The 15,130-nt window shown below is 55.6% G+C and carries 14 protein-coding genes; 8 read left to right on the top strand and 6 right to left on the bottom strand.

The window, feature by feature from the left end:
* Window positions 1–299: 299 nt before the first annotated feature.
* The 4 genes from helD to NQZ67_RS26375 all read left to right on the top strand — a co-directional run bounded on the left by helD (window position 300) and on the right by NQZ67_RS26375 (window position 5,967).
* On the top strand, window positions 300–2,726 hold the full coding sequence (gene helD, locus NQZ67_RS26390) for an RNA polymerase recycling motor HelD (RefSeq protein ID WP_257451878.1): 2,427 nt from the start codon (window positions 300–302) through the stop codon (window positions 2,724–2,726).
* A 64-nt stretch (window positions 2,727–2,790) separates the two neighbouring features.
* Window positions 2,791–3,321 carry a hypothetical protein gene (locus NQZ67_RS26385; protein WP_257451876.1) on the top strand — a complete coding sequence of 177 codons (531 nt, stop codon included), beginning with the start codon at window positions 2,791–2,793 and terminating at the stop codon, window positions 3,319–3,321.
* A gap of 107 nt (window positions 3,322–3,428) precedes the next feature.
* Window positions 3,429–3,791, top strand: coding sequence for a VOC family protein (locus tag NQZ67_RS26380; protein ID WP_257451875.1), 363 nt, complete (start codon window positions 3,429–3,431; stop codon window positions 3,789–3,791).
* A 172-nt stretch (window positions 3,792–3,963) separates the two neighbouring features.
* On the top strand, window positions 3,964–5,967 hold the full coding sequence (locus NQZ67_RS26375; protein ID WP_257451873.1) for a DUF2207 domain-containing protein: 2,004 nt from the start codon (window positions 3,964–3,966) through the stop codon (window positions 5,965–5,967).
* Between the two features lie 109 nt (window positions 5,968–6,076).
* On the opposite strand, the gene NQZ67_RS26370 is transcribed toward NQZ67_RS26375, so the two are convergent.
* Window positions 6,077–6,838 carry an MBL fold metallo-hydrolase gene (locus NQZ67_RS26370; RefSeq protein WP_257451871.1) on the bottom strand — a complete coding sequence of 254 codons (762 nt, stop codon included), beginning with the start codon at window positions 6,836–6,838 and terminating at the stop codon, window positions 6,077–6,079.
* Window positions 6,839–7,047: 209 nt separating this feature from the next.
* Between NQZ67_RS26370 and NQZ67_RS26365 the strand changes: the two genes are divergently transcribed.
* Window positions 7,048–7,641 (top strand): TetR/AcrR family transcriptional regulator, encoded by a 594-nt coding sequence (locus tag NQZ67_RS26365; RefSeq protein WP_257451868.1) that lies wholly within the window; start codon window positions 7,048–7,050, stop codon window positions 7,639–7,641.
* A gap of 69 nt (window positions 7,642–7,710) precedes the next feature.
* Here NQZ67_RS26365 and NQZ67_RS26360 read toward each other — a convergent pair whose 3' ends face one another.
* The 5 genes from NQZ67_RS26360 to NQZ67_RS26340 all read right to left on the bottom strand — a co-directional run bounded on the left by NQZ67_RS26360 (window position 7,711) and on the right by NQZ67_RS26340 (window position 11,459).
* Window positions 7,711–8,094, bottom strand: coding sequence for a hypothetical protein (locus tag NQZ67_RS26360; RefSeq protein WP_257451866.1), 384 nt, complete (start codon window positions 8,092–8,094; stop codon window positions 7,711–7,713).
* Window positions 8,095–8,284: 190 nt separating this feature from the next.
* Entirely contained in the window at window positions 8,285–8,527 is a 243-nt protein-coding gene (locus NQZ67_RS26355; RefSeq protein ID WP_257451865.1) for a hypothetical protein, read from the bottom strand.
* 42 nt (window positions 8,528–8,569) lie between these two features.
* The gene (locus tag NQZ67_RS26350; RefSeq protein ID WP_257451863.1) at window positions 8,570–10,381 is read right to left on the bottom strand and encodes an ABC transporter ATP-binding protein; all 1,812 of its coding nucleotides are present in this window, start codon (window positions 10,379–10,381) and stop codon (window positions 8,570–8,572) included.
* 4 nt (window positions 10,382–10,385) lie between these two features.
* Entirely contained in the window at window positions 10,386–10,658 is a 273-nt protein-coding gene (locus NQZ67_RS26345; protein ID WP_257451861.1) for a PqqD family protein, read from the bottom strand.
* Window positions 10,659–11,459 carry a hypothetical protein gene (locus NQZ67_RS26340; protein WP_257451860.1) on the bottom strand — a complete coding sequence of 267 codons (801 nt, stop codon included), beginning with the start codon at window positions 11,457–11,459 and terminating at the stop codon, window positions 10,659–10,661. It abuts the gene before it with no gap.
* Window positions 11,460–11,742: 283 nt separating this feature from the next.
* Here NQZ67_RS26340 and NQZ67_RS26335 point away from each other — a divergent pair, with 283 nt between their 5' ends.
* The 3 genes from NQZ67_RS26335 to NQZ67_RS26325 are packed head-to-tail and all read left to right on the top strand — an operon-like array spanning window position 11,743 to window position 15,100.
* Window positions 11,743–12,156, top strand: a complete 414-nt coding sequence (locus tag NQZ67_RS26335) for a lasso peptide biosynthesis B2 protein (protein ID WP_257451859.1) — start codon at window positions 11,743–11,745, stop codon at window positions 12,154–12,156.
* A 35-nt stretch (window positions 12,157–12,191) separates the two neighbouring features.
* Entirely contained in the window at window positions 12,192–14,198 is a 2,007-nt protein-coding gene (locus NQZ67_RS26330) for an asparagine synthase-related protein (RefSeq protein ID WP_257451858.1), read from the top strand.
* Entirely contained in the window at window positions 14,189–15,100 is a 912-nt protein-coding gene (locus NQZ67_RS26325) for a hypothetical protein (protein ID WP_257451857.1), read from the top strand. Before NQZ67_RS26330 ends, NQZ67_RS26325 begins: the two co-directional genes overlap by 10 nt.
* Window positions 15,101–15,130: the final 30 nt, after the last annotated feature.

The raw sequence follows: 15,130 nt of genomic DNA, 5'->3' as shown, positions 1-15,130 counted from the left end.
AAAGGGCTGAAAAGTTTACTTTCTCGTTATTTAGAACTTTGTTAACCTTTTGGAACCGCCGTATGCGGACCCGCATGTACGGTGGTGTGAGAGGACGGGGGCTAGCCGCCCCCTCCTACTCGATTATAAACAAACGATTTACATGCGGAGCCCACTTGTGGTATTCTTAGAGGACTTCTATGTAGTTATGTTCAAAAGGACACAGTTAAAACATTTTATCTATAATTATATCTTAGCACGGGTTTCGGCGGTTTGTCAAATGCTTTATTAAAAACCCATGAGGAGCGTGTTCGTAAACGATGATCAGCGAAAACGATTGGAAGCAGGAGCAAGAGCGGCTGGAGCTGGTGACGGAGCAGCTGAAGGATAGAATCGCCGAGCTGGAGCCCGAGGTGTCGGGGCTGCGCAATCAAGTAACGGACATCCGCAAGCGGTTCTGGGAGGAAGTGACGGTCAACACCAGTACGCAGGAGGATTTCGAGGAAACCTTATACAGCATCCAGCAGCAGGAAGCGCTGTTGTCCGAACGGGAGAGAAGCCACCGCAAGCGGATGCAGCAGTGGAATAATATGAAGCGGCTGCTCCCGTCTCCTTACTTCGGGCGCATCGATTTCGAAGAAGCGGGTATCGGCGGGAGCGAGCCTGTCTATATCGGCGTATCGTCCTTCCTCGATGAGGAGGGTCTGCAATTCTTGATTTACGATTGGAGAACGCCAATCGCCAGCTTGTACTACGACCATTCCCCAGGGCCGGCCGCTTATCAGACGCCAGGCGGGCTTGTCGAAGGGACCATGCTCCTGAAGCGGCAATATCAGATCCGCGACGGCCAGCTTCGGCATGTGTTCGACACCAGCGAAACGATCGGCGACGAGCTGCTGCAGCAGGCGCTTGGCGGAGGCGCGGACGCGCAGATGAAAAGCATCGTGGCGACGATTCAGAAGGAGCAGAACGCCATCATCCGCGACGACAAGAGCCGCATGCTCATCGTGCAGGGGGCGGCCGGCAGCGGCAAGACGTCCGCCGCGCTGCAGCGGGTCGCGTATTTGCTGTATAAAAACCGAGGCCGGCTGACGGCCGATCAGATCGTGTTATTTTCGCCGAATCCGATGTTCAACAGCTACGTATCCACGGTTCTTCCCGAGCTTGGCGAGGAGAACATGCAGCAGACGACGTTCCAGGAGTACCTGGCCTACTGGCTGGAGCCGGAGATGCGGGTGGAGAACCCGTTCGATCAGATGGAATACGTGCTGGCGGCGGAGCCGGCCAAGGAATACGAAGCGCGGCTGCAGGGCATCCGGTACAAAGCGTCGGAGGCATTCCTAGAAGCGCTTCAGAGCTATGCGGATTGGCTTTGCAAGGAAGGCATGCGGTTCCACGATATCCGGTTCATGAATCGTTCGCTGATTACGGCGGAGCGGATGAAATCGCAATTCTACAGCTATGATCCCGCCATTCGATTGGATAATCGGGTCGCCATGCTCAGGGATTGGCTGCTGCGGGAGCTGGCGGTATTGGAACGCAAGGAGCGTCAGGCGGCGTGGGTCCAAGACGAGCTTGATTATCTGGACAGCGATCAATATCAAGAAGCTTACAACGCGCTGCTGAAGAAGGTGCAGCGGGAGGAAGCGGTGTTCGATGATGTGACCCGGCTGTATGTCGATGCCTCCGACAGGAATCGGGGGGTGAAGGAGCTGGGGGAGGAGAACATGTACGATTTCGCCGAGCAGGAGGAGGATATTCTTCGCCGCATGGTTGTGAAGGAACGCTTTCGGCCGCTTAGAAGGGACGTGAAAGAGCTCCGATTCGTCGATGCGGCGGGGCTTTATACGCAGCTGTTCGGAGAAGAGGATGATTATCGCCGGATGACCGGCAGGTCGGAAGCGCCGGAGCTGTGGCCGGAGATTAGCAGGCAAACGAGAGAGAAGCTGGACCGGCAGGAGCTGCTCTATGAGGATGCGACCCCATTCTTGTATTTGCGTGAGCTTGTGGAAGGCGCGCGCAGGAATACCGATGTCCGGCATGTCTTCGTCGATGAGGGCCAAGATTATTCTCCGTTCCAGTACGCGTTCCTGAAGCGTTTGTTCCCGCGCGCCCGCATGACGGTGCTTGGCGATTTCGGCCAGGCGATATTCGTTCAGTCTACTCATTTGCACATGGAGGATTCCCCGCTGGTTCGCTTATACGGCGAGGACGAAACGCGACTGATTCGCCTCGTTCGCAGTTATCGCTCCACGCAGGAAATCGTGGCGTTCACGAAGGCGATGCTGCCTGGGGGCGAAGGAATCGTTCCGTTCGAGAGGTACGGCGGGAAGCCGCGGCTGGTGAGACTCGGCAGCGGCGAGGAGCGGGCGGCGAGGATTCGGGATGACCTCGCGATGCTGAAGGCCGAGGGCTTCGATTCGATGGCCGTTATTACGAAAACGACGGCGGAGAGCCGGGAAGTATTCGACAGGTTAACGGGCATAGGGTGCGAAGGACTGAGACTCATTACGAAGGAGACGCTCACCTTCGAGAAAGGGATCGCGGTCATTCCCGCTTATTTGGCCAAAGGCGTGGAGTTCGACGCGGTGCTGATCTACGACGCTTCCTCGCAGACCTATCATCGGGAGAGCGAACGGAAGCTGTTCTATACGGCATGCACGCGCGCCATGCATCGGCTGAGGCTTTATGCAACAGGGGAGTGGACGCCGTTCGTCGGATCGCTGGATCCGTCCCTATATGAATAGGAAATGAATGTAATAGCTCTGGGGTGCGCAAAATAGGAGCATTATGCACCTGGAGGTATTCGCTGTGATACAGATCCTGCAATGGCTGTTTTTGTTTTTGCCTTGGTTAACCTTATTCGCAGCCCGGCGCGGAGCGGTAAGACGTTACATGCCGACCGTCGTGTTCACAAGCCTGCTGATCACGATCGTATCGGTTATGGGATATGAGTTCAATTGGTGGAGGATTCATGAGCAGATCGTCCCCTGGGGCGACATTGTCGATATCAGCTTTGTTTACGGTCTATTGCCTGTCGGCACATTCTGGATTTTCTATTTCACGGCCGACCGGTTCTTGCTTTATATGCTGGTCAATATAGCAGTTGATGCGGTTTTCTCGTTCGCCATCATTCCGCTAATGGATCGGTTCGGGATCACGACGCTGGAGAGGATGGCGGCCTGGCAGACCTTTGTGCTGGATATGATCATCATGCTGCTGCTTTACGCCTACTATAGGTGGCAGACAGCCTCCGTGGACACGATGGGGACTATCGACAGGCCGTCGTTCTCGGGCGGCAGCCGCGACTGGGGGGTTCGCTCCCGGCGAGGGGCGCGTTGAGCGGATTAGAAGAGCTAAGCCGGTTAAGTGGCTTAGCTCTTCTTTCCTGTTCCGATCTTTCTCGTCTATAATAAATGCGAGCAAACGAATGGAGGGACAGCTAAGCTATGATTACGAATATTGGAACAGTAGCGGTATATGTAGAGGATCAACAGAAAGCAAAAGCATTTTGGACGGAAAAAGCCGGATTTACCGTAGTCGCGGAGCATCCAATGGGACCGAATGCCTTCTGGCTCGAGGTCGCTCCCGAAAACGCGAAAAGCCGATTGGTTATTTACCCGAAATCTATGATGCAAGGATCGGAGTACCGCAAGGCATCGATCGTCTTCGAATGCGATAACGTGCTGGAGACTTACAAAAGCATGAAAGCGAACGGCGTCGAGTTCAAAGAGGAGCCGCAGGAAATGCAGTGGGGGACGTTCGCTCAATTCCAAGACGAGGACGGCAATGAGTATTTGATCAAGGGATAGCCGGCGTCAGGCAACCCTCTCATAAGGACAGCTCATGCAGGGCACCCGCCGGGGTGCCTTTTCTTATGCGTCTAGAGCCGCTGGATGATCCGAACTGTATCATGGGCGAAACAACCAGTGCTTTCCTTCGTATAACGGTATACAGATTTTAACTCAGCAAGGGGGCGGCTGGATGAAGAGGCGGGTAACACCTGCTCTGCTATTCATAGCGGGATTTATTATTCTACTCGGGTTATTAGGGGCATTCGACGACAACACGGAGCTGACGATCGATAAGGTGGATATCGTAGCCGATGTCATGCCGGACGGAGACTTGTACGTGGAGGAGCTGTTCACGTATACCGTTCGGGGTGAATTCACCGGTTTTAACCGCTATATGGATGATTACGGAGATTCGAATGTTGAGTTTTTCGAGGCCTACGTCCCTCCGGACGACAGGGAGCTGGGGCAATTCGGTTACGAAGGCTTGGAGCGGTATCCGGCGGGCTTGCGGTCCAAACGAGGCTCTTATCGCGTTGAGGCGGAGACGAAGGACCAAACGGTGCAAATGTATTACCGCTACCGTCTCGACCGGGAGGCTCTGAAATACGAGGACGGCGGGGAGCTCGATTGGGTGGCCCTCGATAACAACGAGGTGGATCATCGCAACGTATCCGTTACCGTTCGTCTGCGGCAGGCGGCAGCCGAGCCTGTAATCGGCTATGCGTACGATCGCTCCGGGGGCGCCATGGTGGAGGAAACGAACCAAGTGGTTCGCTACGAGAATGAGCTGTTGCTGGAGAATGACAGCGTCAGGCTAAAGCTATTCTTCCCTGCGGAGGTTCTCCCGGAGTTGGAGGCGTCCCCGTCTTCCGTCACTCTAACCGAACGGTTGGCGGATGAGACGGCCCTGCAGCAAAGATTCGCGAAGCGGGAGGAGCTGCTGGAAATCGGCCGGCAGGCAAGCCGGTGGCTAACCTATGCCGCTGCGGCGGGCATTTTGTTCTATGTGTTGTCGGTTAGAAAGCTGATTGCCTGGGGGCGGGGCCGGCGAATTTCTCTCCAGGAATTGGAGGACATGGATCCGATTCGACTGGCCTCTCTATTCAAGAAAGGAAATCCTCATCGGATCGAGGCTCTCGCCGGCGTGTTCGCGCTGCGCAGGAGAGGCATGATCGACATGGATATGGTACAAGCCGGTCCCAGGTTCCAGGAGGATCGGAGGGCGCCGAAGCAGCTTCCGCAGTTTGTAGCCAGAGGCAGTCGTGCCGGCTTGAATCGGGCGGAGCGCCAGCTGCTGAGCTGGCTGTTCCGGGGAACAGGCGTAATGAACCTGGAGAACGTAGCGGGCCCTACGAAGACCGAGCGCAGACGAAAATCTGCCGTGGCTCCATATATGAAGCGCTTGCGGGGCTTGGAACGGGGCTTTGTCCGGTGGCGCAGGTTGATGGAGAACGTGGATGACCGATTCGTAAGGTATGTGGACTATCGCCCGAGGAAAATCATCGTGCCGGTCCTCGCACTTGTGCATCTGGCAGTGATTGTCTACTTGCATGTCGCGGACGCGACGGTATGGGGCTGGGTAGCGTCGATAGCCGCTGTTATGGGCATCGGCGTAGGCTGGGTCGCGCTGCGCAGAAACCGCAAGAGACATATTACGATTTTTTTGATCGCATGCCTCTTCGTCGCGGCCCAAATCGTCCACGAGCCGGCCGTCAACGAATACTTGAGTTTCGTATTCCTGTCGCTGATGCTCGTTGCGGTTCTCCCCCGCAGGGTCACGGATTCGGCCTCGGCTGCCTATCGGAGCGCCATCTTGCGGTATCGCCGAAGGCTGGCCAAGGGAGGAGGAGACGCGGGGAACGATCCCGGGCGTCTCGAACGGCGAATGGAGGCGGCGCTGCTGCTGGGCGTAGGACGTCGCTTTGCCGTACGCGCTAGGAAGAAGCTGCCGGCATCGAGCTTCTACTCGGCTTCTCCGCTGCTGGATCCAGCGGCTGCTGACGCGATCGAGTACGCTTTTGTCCGCTCCTGGGAGGGAGTCAAGGATCCGTCGAACTCCGGCTCGGGCGGTTACGCAGACGGAGGCGACGGAGGCGGCTCTTACGGGGACAGCGGAGACGGAGGCAGTGATGGCGGCAGCGGTGGAGACGGAGGCGGCGGCGATGGCGGAGGCGGCGGAGGCGGAGGAGATTGATCCGCGCCGAGGGACGTCGCTGCCGCTCAGAGAGAATATGGCCAGATAGAAGTGAAGCAAGCTCTTTCCCATTAGGGGAGGGGCTTGTTTTGTTGTGCGAAATTAGCAGTTAGGGAATGGCAATATGTTCGCCGTCCCCCGGGATCCTGACGAACTCCGTTAGATGATGGGCTTTGACGTACTCGGCGACATCCCCTCTCGTCAGCGTGCAATGGCTAATGGCGCCCAAGTGAACGGCTATTATTTGCGTCGAGGGGGAAAGCTGATGAATTCGCGAGAGATCCTCCGGCGTCATCGTTATAATCGAGCCAAGTAGGAGCTGGGCTCTGGGCACATTGAGCATGCAGACCTGCGGCTTATACCGTTCGAACGTTTGGCGGATCGCATCCGTTAAGATGCAATCGCCTACGATATAGAGAGAGCCGGCTTCGGGCGTGCTGAGGATGAACCCGGATACGGGGCCAAGCAGCTTGGCCACGAGTCCCTTGGCGTGCTGACCGCTAATTCTTCGGAAATCGATGCCGCACCACTGGAGGGTTTCCTGTATGGGAAGGACGTCGCGGAAGCCGTATGCTTCAATCCGGTGCCGATCCTCGGGCTGACAGAAGACGGGGAGTCCCTTGTTCAGCACCCGCTTGGCTGTCTCGTCGAAATGGTCGAAATGCAGATGGGTGATGAGGATAGCGTCGATTTTCTCAAAAGCATCCATCCCGACCGGCAATGGCACAATGGGATTTTTGCGCAGCGTTCGAGTGAAGGGGACGGCGGGCAGCTCCTCCTTCCCGCTTAACATGGGATCGACAAGGATTGTTTTACCGTTCATCGTGATCAGCGAAGTCGCATTTCGGATATGCTGAATCGTTAGCGTCATGGGCAGTCTCCCTCGTTCTGTATGTTTTTAATAAAAAGTACCGACCGGTCTGTTTTTAAATTAACAAAAGGGAAGCCGCAACGCAACATATTTTTTTACAGGACGAGTAAGAGGAGTGAAGGTTGAGGGAAGCTCGACTTGTGTTTTCGGCTAGGCATGTGCTATTTTAAGACCAATCGGTATTTTTTTGTGGGCGGGAGGATCATAGCATGAGGAAAGGTCAAATGACCAAGGAGCATATCATACGCGAGTCTGCAGAACTGTTTAACACGAAGGGCTATAACGGGGCATCTCTGTCCGACATTATCGAGAAGTGCGGGATTCGCAAGGGCGGGATTTACAACCATTTCGAAAATAAGGACGAGATCGCGCTTGCGGCCTTTGACTATTCGTTCTCACAAATCCTGCAGCTTCTGTCTGAAGCTCTTGCCGAGGCGGCTAGCTCGAGAGAAAAGCTGCTCGCCATCTGCGGCGTGTACGTCGAGATTATCGAAAGTGATGTTCTGGCGGGAGGATGCCCTGTGCTGAACACCGCCGTCGAGCACGATGACGGGCACCCCGCGCTGAAGGAGCGGGCTCAGCGGGCGATGAAGCAACTGATCGACAAGTTAAACCAGATCCTCATCGAGGGGATAGACCGTAAAGAGTTCAGAGCGGATCTCGCCGTCGACGAAGCGAGCACCACAATCATTGCCCTCATTGAGGGCGGCGTCATGCTTAGCAAGCTGATGGATGACAGCAAGTACATCCGCCAGTGCGTGGGTCAAGTGGAGAGGTGTTTGGAGGGTTGGGTGGCGGAATAGTTCACGGAGCTGCAGCTTAATGCCGCACCCCGTGTTGTAGACAAGATCTATTTGGCACGTCGAGGGGAGTTATCGCCTGACAATTAAGTCATATTGGCGAATGACGTTAATTTTCTTTTTAGCTACCATCACATTGCGGCGCATGCCGCGGAGGAGTGCGAGGGGCTTAAAACCATGCGTCCGATATTGGACTTTGGCGACGAGAATTCTAATGCGAAACGGCATGCCCGGCGTATGATAACTCGGCCGCAAGGAAGCGCCGACGCGGACCCAGCTGGCGAAGTCGCCTGTTGCCTGTTCTTCCGCATAGTGATTAAGCATATCCTGCATGAACTTCTTGGCCTCGGCCGCGTCCACGCGAGGGATTGTATGGCCCGGCTCGGTGCCAAAATACAGGGAGCAAACTTGAAGCAACAGGCTTCCGAACGGGAGAAAACCGGTCGTATCCAGCATACGGGCAATATATGGCCAATCCAGATCCGGATGCGAATGAATAATGAGGGCCATTTCGAATAGATGTCGGAGCTTAATGCCGTGGTAGATAAAGTGTGCGAATTCCTCCTGAAAATCATTAATAACCTGTAGCAGGCAGATAGATCCAGTGAAAATAATCTATCTGCCTCCTTAAGTGTAGAGGGACAGCCTACTTACGACCGTTGCCCCGGCCATTGCCGCCGCCGTTTCCATTCCCGTTCCCGTTATTGCCGTTGCCCGGTCCTCCCGGGAAGACCCCGCCATTACCAGGGAAAAGGCCCTGATCCTTCGAAGGGTTACCACCCACGCCGTTTCCTAGACCCGGGAAGTTGTTACCGCCACTTATGGTTGTTTCAAAGACAATGGGACGGGAGCTAACGACTTCCGGTTTTGCGTATGCACGTTTTGCCATGTTATTCACCTCCCCTCTATTGTTCAAAGTAAATCAGCTTGGTCATGCGGATGTGCTTTGCTCAATAAGCTGCCGCTGAAGCAGGCGTTGATAGGGACCGCTCTGCTGTACAAGCTCGTCGTGCCGGCCCGCCTCTACAATACGGCCCTCCTGCATGACAATAATTCGGTCTGCATGGATGACTGTCGAGAGCCGGTGAGCAATGACAATCGTCGTCCGCCCGAGTTGGAGCTGCTCCAGGGCTTGCTGCACCTCATGCTCGGTCTCGCTGTCGAGTGCCGAGGTCGCTTCGTCCAACAGCAGAATCGGCGCATCTTTCAGAATGGCGCGCACGATGGCAATCCGCTGGCGCTGGCCGCCTGACAGGCCGATGCCGCGCTCGCCAACCTTCGTCTCATACCCCTCCGGCTGTTCCATAATGAAGTCGTGAAGGCTGGCTGCCCGCGCGGCCGCAACCATCTCCGCCTCCGTAACGCCTGGCCTCGCCAACAGTAAATTATCCCGAATCGTGCCAGCGAAGAGAAAGGTGTCCTGCGAGACGACGGCGATGGAGCTTCGAAGCTCTGCCGGCGAAAGCCTGTCAATTGGTATGTTGCCTACCGTAATTTCGCCGTATTGAGGTCGATACAACCCCTGAAGCAAGGCGAAGAGCGTTGACTTCCCCGCCCCTGATGGTCCGACGATCGCGACGGTCTGGCCAGCCTCGATATGAAGTCCGATGTGATGGATAACCCGATGCTCGTCGTCGTAACCAAAGCACACGTCCTCAAACCGAACCGGCAAGCCATGCGCTTCGGACGGAGTATACTCGGACAGCCGTGTCGACTCGGTTGGCTGATCGAGCACCGCGGCAAGCCGCTCCAGCGCCGGAATACTATTCTGAAACCCAATCCATAGACCGGCCATTCCGGTTAACGGGTAGATCAGGTGACCCGTTAAATTCAGGAAGGCTACCATGGAACCGACCGTAATCTGGGCGGTGGAGACGAGGTAGGCGCCGAAGCAGAGACTGAATAGAAAAATACCCGAACCGGCAACCTGCCCAAATGCGCTATATATGCCGCGCAGGCGAGTTTCTTGCAGGGCGAGTCCATATAGCCGTTCACTTTGTGCGGTATAGCGGTCGTAGGACTGCTTCTCCAGCGTGAAGGAACGAATTACGGACAGTCCGTGAATAATTTCGCTGAGAAAGACGTTCATCCGCTCGACCTGGTCATACGTTGCGCGACTGTTGCGCTTAAGCAGTAGGCCGAACGTGCCGCCGACGACCGCGACCAGGGGAGCAGCCGCAATGCTGACCACTGCCAGCGCCCAGTGGATTTGCGCCATGTAAATTAATACGGCCGCGAAAATAATCGGAAAACGCAAAATCTGAATTAGATTAGACCCGATCATTCCTTCGATTCCATAGATGTCCTGGTTGAAATGCGTCAGTAGCGTACCGGCCCGGCTCTGATCCGTATATCGGGGCGGAAGCAGCAGAATGTGGCGCAGCAGCTGCTCGCGCATGTCTCGCATCAACCGGTCCGACGCGCGAAGCTGCAAATGAATTCCGATGTATCCGGCTGCAATGTTCAGGGCGACGATGCCGACCGCCCAAGGTATCATTCCTAGCAGCTCCTCGAATCGTTTGCCGACGGCCGCGTCCGTCATGGCGCCCATAAGCCAAGCGGTAACGAGCGTCAGTGCGATCTCCACAAAAACGAGAACAAGCAGCCCGGCATGCGCCCGCCAGTGACGAATTAGCAACGGAGCCAATAAACGCCGGCCGATGCTTGCGGCCTGTAAGGTCGATCGCCACTGATCTCGCAGCGCCCCTAACAGGACTCGGACCGCGGAAGGGTTTCTCGTCACCGACTTACTCCCCGGCGATCCGAATGAGCCCGCGCGCGAGCAGATCCTCAAGAAATAACGCGATATCTGCCTCAACGGCACCGGCACTAATCTCGAACTCATTCATAACGGACTCGACTAGCTCCGTTAGGCTGCGTGCCTCAACCAGCTGCCGCCAGCAGAAGCTGCCAACCTCATTCAGTTGAGTCGCCGTGTATTGCTCCAGGTCCAAGACGATACAGTCTTTATCGAGCTCCATGGCCTCCGTTTGCGTTGTTTGAATGTATGTGCGGCTCATTTAATCAATCAGCTCCCAGAATGTAGGTTCTTTGCGGAAATAGAGATGGTAGACAGGAACTAATCGGCTGAACGTTCCTAGCAGACGCATAATGCTCTTCGCGTCTTCGGGCGAAGGCGACCAATAGAAGACTACGGCCATCAAAGCCATCACCGCATCGGGCCGGGATACCGGTTCGCGCCGATTGACGGGCGATTGATGCAGCATGTTGATGCTGGCGAGCGGGCAGGGAGATAGTTGATCGGCAAGCGGCGTATGCAGCTCGCTTCGGAAAGGTGAATGGTAAACGATCACCTGATCGTCCGTAATTTTGACCAATGCGGCCTCGTCTGCATAGAGCCCGCGCGGGGCTGACAGCGCTGCGGCTGTCGACTTGCCCGCACCGGAGTGGCCGCCGAACAGATGGGCGGACATTCCCGAGCGGACGACCGAGGCGTGCATGAGCAGGCCCCACTGGCGGTGCAGCGCATACAGACTGAAGAGGTGCATGCAGGCATGCTTGAGGGCGAAGCCATCATAGACGCGGATGAGGACTGCCTCAAATGAGCTGTCGATTGTCAGTTCATAATCCGCGCGCGTATGGCTCGTCCGTCCGGCCTCGTCTACGGAAGTGCGGGGCTCGTAGTCCTGAAAGGATGTACCGAAGCCGTCCTCCAGTTTAATCGTCAAGCCCGGGTTCTCGCTCGGAGGTTCGGTGTTCAGATACGGGAAGGCCGCGTTAAACAGTGCGGCGGCGGATTTCGAATGAAATTCCACATTCCATATAAATTCACCGATCGTTGTGCTCAGAGTTGGTGCCATATTAAAATCTCCAAACTAGTTCTGTAGTCCTACAAATTGATTAACGTGGTAAAAAAGTAGCAGTTATATCAATCATTATATCTCTCTTCCATAGAGGTAGCAATAAGAATTGACAAGCTCCTAAACTACGTAGTCGTCATGTACTAGGAATGGTATACTAATAGAATAAATAGGATGAAATCGTATAGTTCGGATGGTGGTGGGGTTAATGCCGCAGATTGGAAAATTAGTGAATAAAGGCCTATGGCACCGTGCTCGAAGGGCTGCCAAGCTGCCATGGAAGATGAAGCTATTAATCTTAGCCTCCTTTATTCTAATGGGCGTGTTTCGTTTTGCCATTCTCTTCGTACCTTTTCGCCGGCTGGCACAGGTCATGGGGCGTAAGAGCGGGAGTACTCCCGAGGATGTCGGCCGTGAGCAGATGTCGCAGGCGGCTAAGGTTGGTTGGGTTGTCGAGCGGATGAGCTGGCTCACGCCTTGGGAAAGCAAGTGCCTGGTCAGAGCCCTAACGGCGCAGCTGTTGCTTCGAATGGTGCGCGTGCCGACGACATTGTACCTAGGGGTGGCCAAGGATGAGGCCAATCAATTAATCGCGCATGCTTGGCTGCGCTGCGGGAGGCTGATTGTGACGGGGGGCGACGAGAGTCCCAACTTCCGACCGGTCGCGCAGTTCGCCAGCCTGAGCGGCCGAGACTAGAAGGAAATATAGATATGAAATAGGAGGCTAGTGCAGTGGGGGCCATATTTGGAGTAGTGGCAAGGGAGCAAATCCCCGCGTTGGTCGATGTGGGCGCGGCCGCGATGGCGAAGCTCGACGTGTATCCTTTCGACCGTGTCGGGACAGAGACGGAGGCTAACGCTTTTTTTGGCTGCGGCCTCACGTATAATACTGCGGAGTCGTCCCGAGAGGTACTCCCGCGACGCGTTCGGGATCGCTATGTCATAACGGCTGATGCCATTATAGATAATCGCAGCGAATTGTTTCGCGAATTCAGCGTACCGGACGAGCGTCAAGCGGGGATGACGGACAGCGAGCTCATTATGCTTGCGTACGAGCGGTGGGGGCATGATTGCCCGAAGCGGCTGCTCGGCGATTATGCGTTCGCTATCTGGGATGGGGAGCGGCAGGAGCTTTACTGCGCACGAGACGCTGTGGGCACTCGGGCCTTATATTATTATGAGCGTGAATCCATTTTTGGGTTTTGTACCGTTGAGCAGCCGTTGCTTGGGACCGTTTGTTCCGAGGTAGAGCTTAATGAAAGATGGCTGGCAGACTTCCTTGCAATCGATAGCATTCATCATGAGACCGAGGCCGGAGAGACCGTGTATCAGGGTATTCGGCAAATGCTACCCGCCCACTACGGAGTATGGGGAGCGAGCGGTCTCCGCACGGTACAATATTGGAATCCGCTTGAGCACCCGCCTATTCGATTTAATACAGACGAGGAGTATGTGACGGCTTTCCTCGACCTGTTTCAGGAGGCTGTCAGTTGCCGCCTTCGCAGTGCGGGCGATATCGGCATCATGCTGAGCGGCGGCATGGATTCGGGCTCGATCGGATGCGTGGCGGCCGGGCAGCTGGCGGCTGACAACAAGAGGCTGCAGGCGTACAGCTCCATTCCGGTTCGGGATTTCCAGGACAAGCCTGAGAGCCGGGCTGACATCTACGATGAATCCGGAGAGATTGACTTGATTGGGAAGGCATATCCCAATATTAACATTACGTACTGTGATTGCGCCGAGCATAACGCCTGGGCGGACATGGACGATTTGCTTCAGGTGTTCGGATCACCTTACAAGGTGTTCCGCAATATGTCCTGGTATCGCCCCATTCTGCGCCAAGCGGCGGCGGATGGGTGCCGGGTTATGCTGAATGGACAGGTGGGCAACGGGACCATATCCTACGGCGAGTTCGTCGCTCACTTCCTGTCGCTATTCCGTTCGGGCCGATGGATTGCCGCTTATCGGGAGATCCGCGGATTAGCACGAATATTCCGGCGTCCTGTGAAGCAGGCGTTCAAGTTCGCCATTCGCGCGACTATCCCTTATCAGCTGCGTGACCGGCGGGCGCGCAGGCGGCAGCCGGCATTCGACCGATTCCATAATGTCATCGTGAATCGCTTGCTTATTGAGAAGTGGGGGGTAGAAGAACGACTGGATCGCATGGGGGCCAACCTGCTGACGACACAATTCCGGAGCTACGAGGAAGAGAAGCCGATTCGAGTAAGCCCGTTGAATCTGAGTCATATCGGAGCAATCGAGACGAAGCTTTCTCTGGAGACCGGCATTATGATTCGGGATGCGTCGCGGGATCGGCGCATCGTCGAGTTCTGTCTATCCATTCCATCGGATCAATATGTGCGTCACGGCAATGAGCGCTACTTGCTCCGCCGCGCAATGACAGGCATTCTACCGGATTCTATTCGTAATAATATAAAAACGAAGGGCGTACAAAGCGCAGACTGGCTGCACCGTCTCCAGTCGGATTGGCCTGATATCCGGAAGGAGCTGGAGCGAGTAGCGGGGTCGGAGCATGTGGACCGTTATCTGGACATGGACAAAGTTCGCCGCGCGCTGAAGGGAATTCCGTATGAAGGAACCCTGAATGACGCGCAGGTGGCGCATCAAGCGCTTGTCGCTGTCATTGTCGGCAAGTTTTTACGCACGTTTCATCACAACTATTCCAATAACCGCGCTGATAAGGTGCACGTCAAGAAAGAGGAGAGCCTGTGTCAGTAATGGAAGTCTATCGTTATCATGCATTCGGCATGCAGATCGAATCTAGTTTCCCGCTGGGCGGCTACTTGCCCGGAGTCGGCGCTGCCGATGTGATCGTCCGGGAGGGTTCTGTTCCGGTGACGTTCCCCGGTCCGCCGGGAGAGAATTCGTTCGTCGTCGAGCGTCCGGGGTCATTCGCCTATCGAATTAAAGAGATCGCTTCGTACCTCATACAGGATGGGCGAGAGGTTATTGTAGAGAAGGACGAGCGCAGCGTGGATCACGCGTTCAGCAGCTTCTTCTCCGGCACGTGTATTGGCGCCCTTCTGCTGCAGAGAGGTAAGCTGCCGATTCATGGGAGCGCCTTGCTAATCGATGGCAAGGGAATTATTGTGACCGGACAGTCCGGCGCAGGCAAGTCGACGGTGACAGCTTCGCTCAATAAGCTTGGTTATGAATTTCTCGCGGATGATATCGCGGCGCTTGAGCTGGAGGATACGGAGGGGGCGACCATTTACCCGGGCTTCCCCATTCAGCGGCTCTGGAGGGATACTGCAACCCGTATATTCGGCGGAGTCGAGACCTTCGAGCGTATACCGGGCATTCGTGACAAGTTCAATATTCCTATTCCGCCAGAGCAGTTCGTAACGAGCAACCGTAAGCTTCATGCCTTGTTCGAGCTGTTGCCGGCGGATTGCGCCGCGGTTGAGGTTGAGGAGCTGCGAGGAGCGGAGAAAATTACAAGAGTCATTAATAACACATACTGGTATGATTTGGTGAACGTAATGGGTTTGCGGGAGTGGCATTTCGCCCAGTGCGCTAGAATCGCGAATCAAATTCGCGTATTCCGAGTCCGGCGGCCGCTGCATGGCTTTACTACAGACGAGCAAATCCGAGGCATGCTGGAGGCGTTACATAAATAGAAGGACTGTCCGGCCTATGAGCTGGACAGT

This window comes from Paenibacillus soyae, assembly GCF_024623455.1.
In the GTDB taxonomy this organism is placed as follows: Bacteria; Bacillota; Bacilli; order Paenibacillales; family Paenibacillaceae; genus Pristimantibacillus; species Pristimantibacillus soyae.
This window is presented reverse-complemented; position numbering and strand designations above follow the sequence as displayed.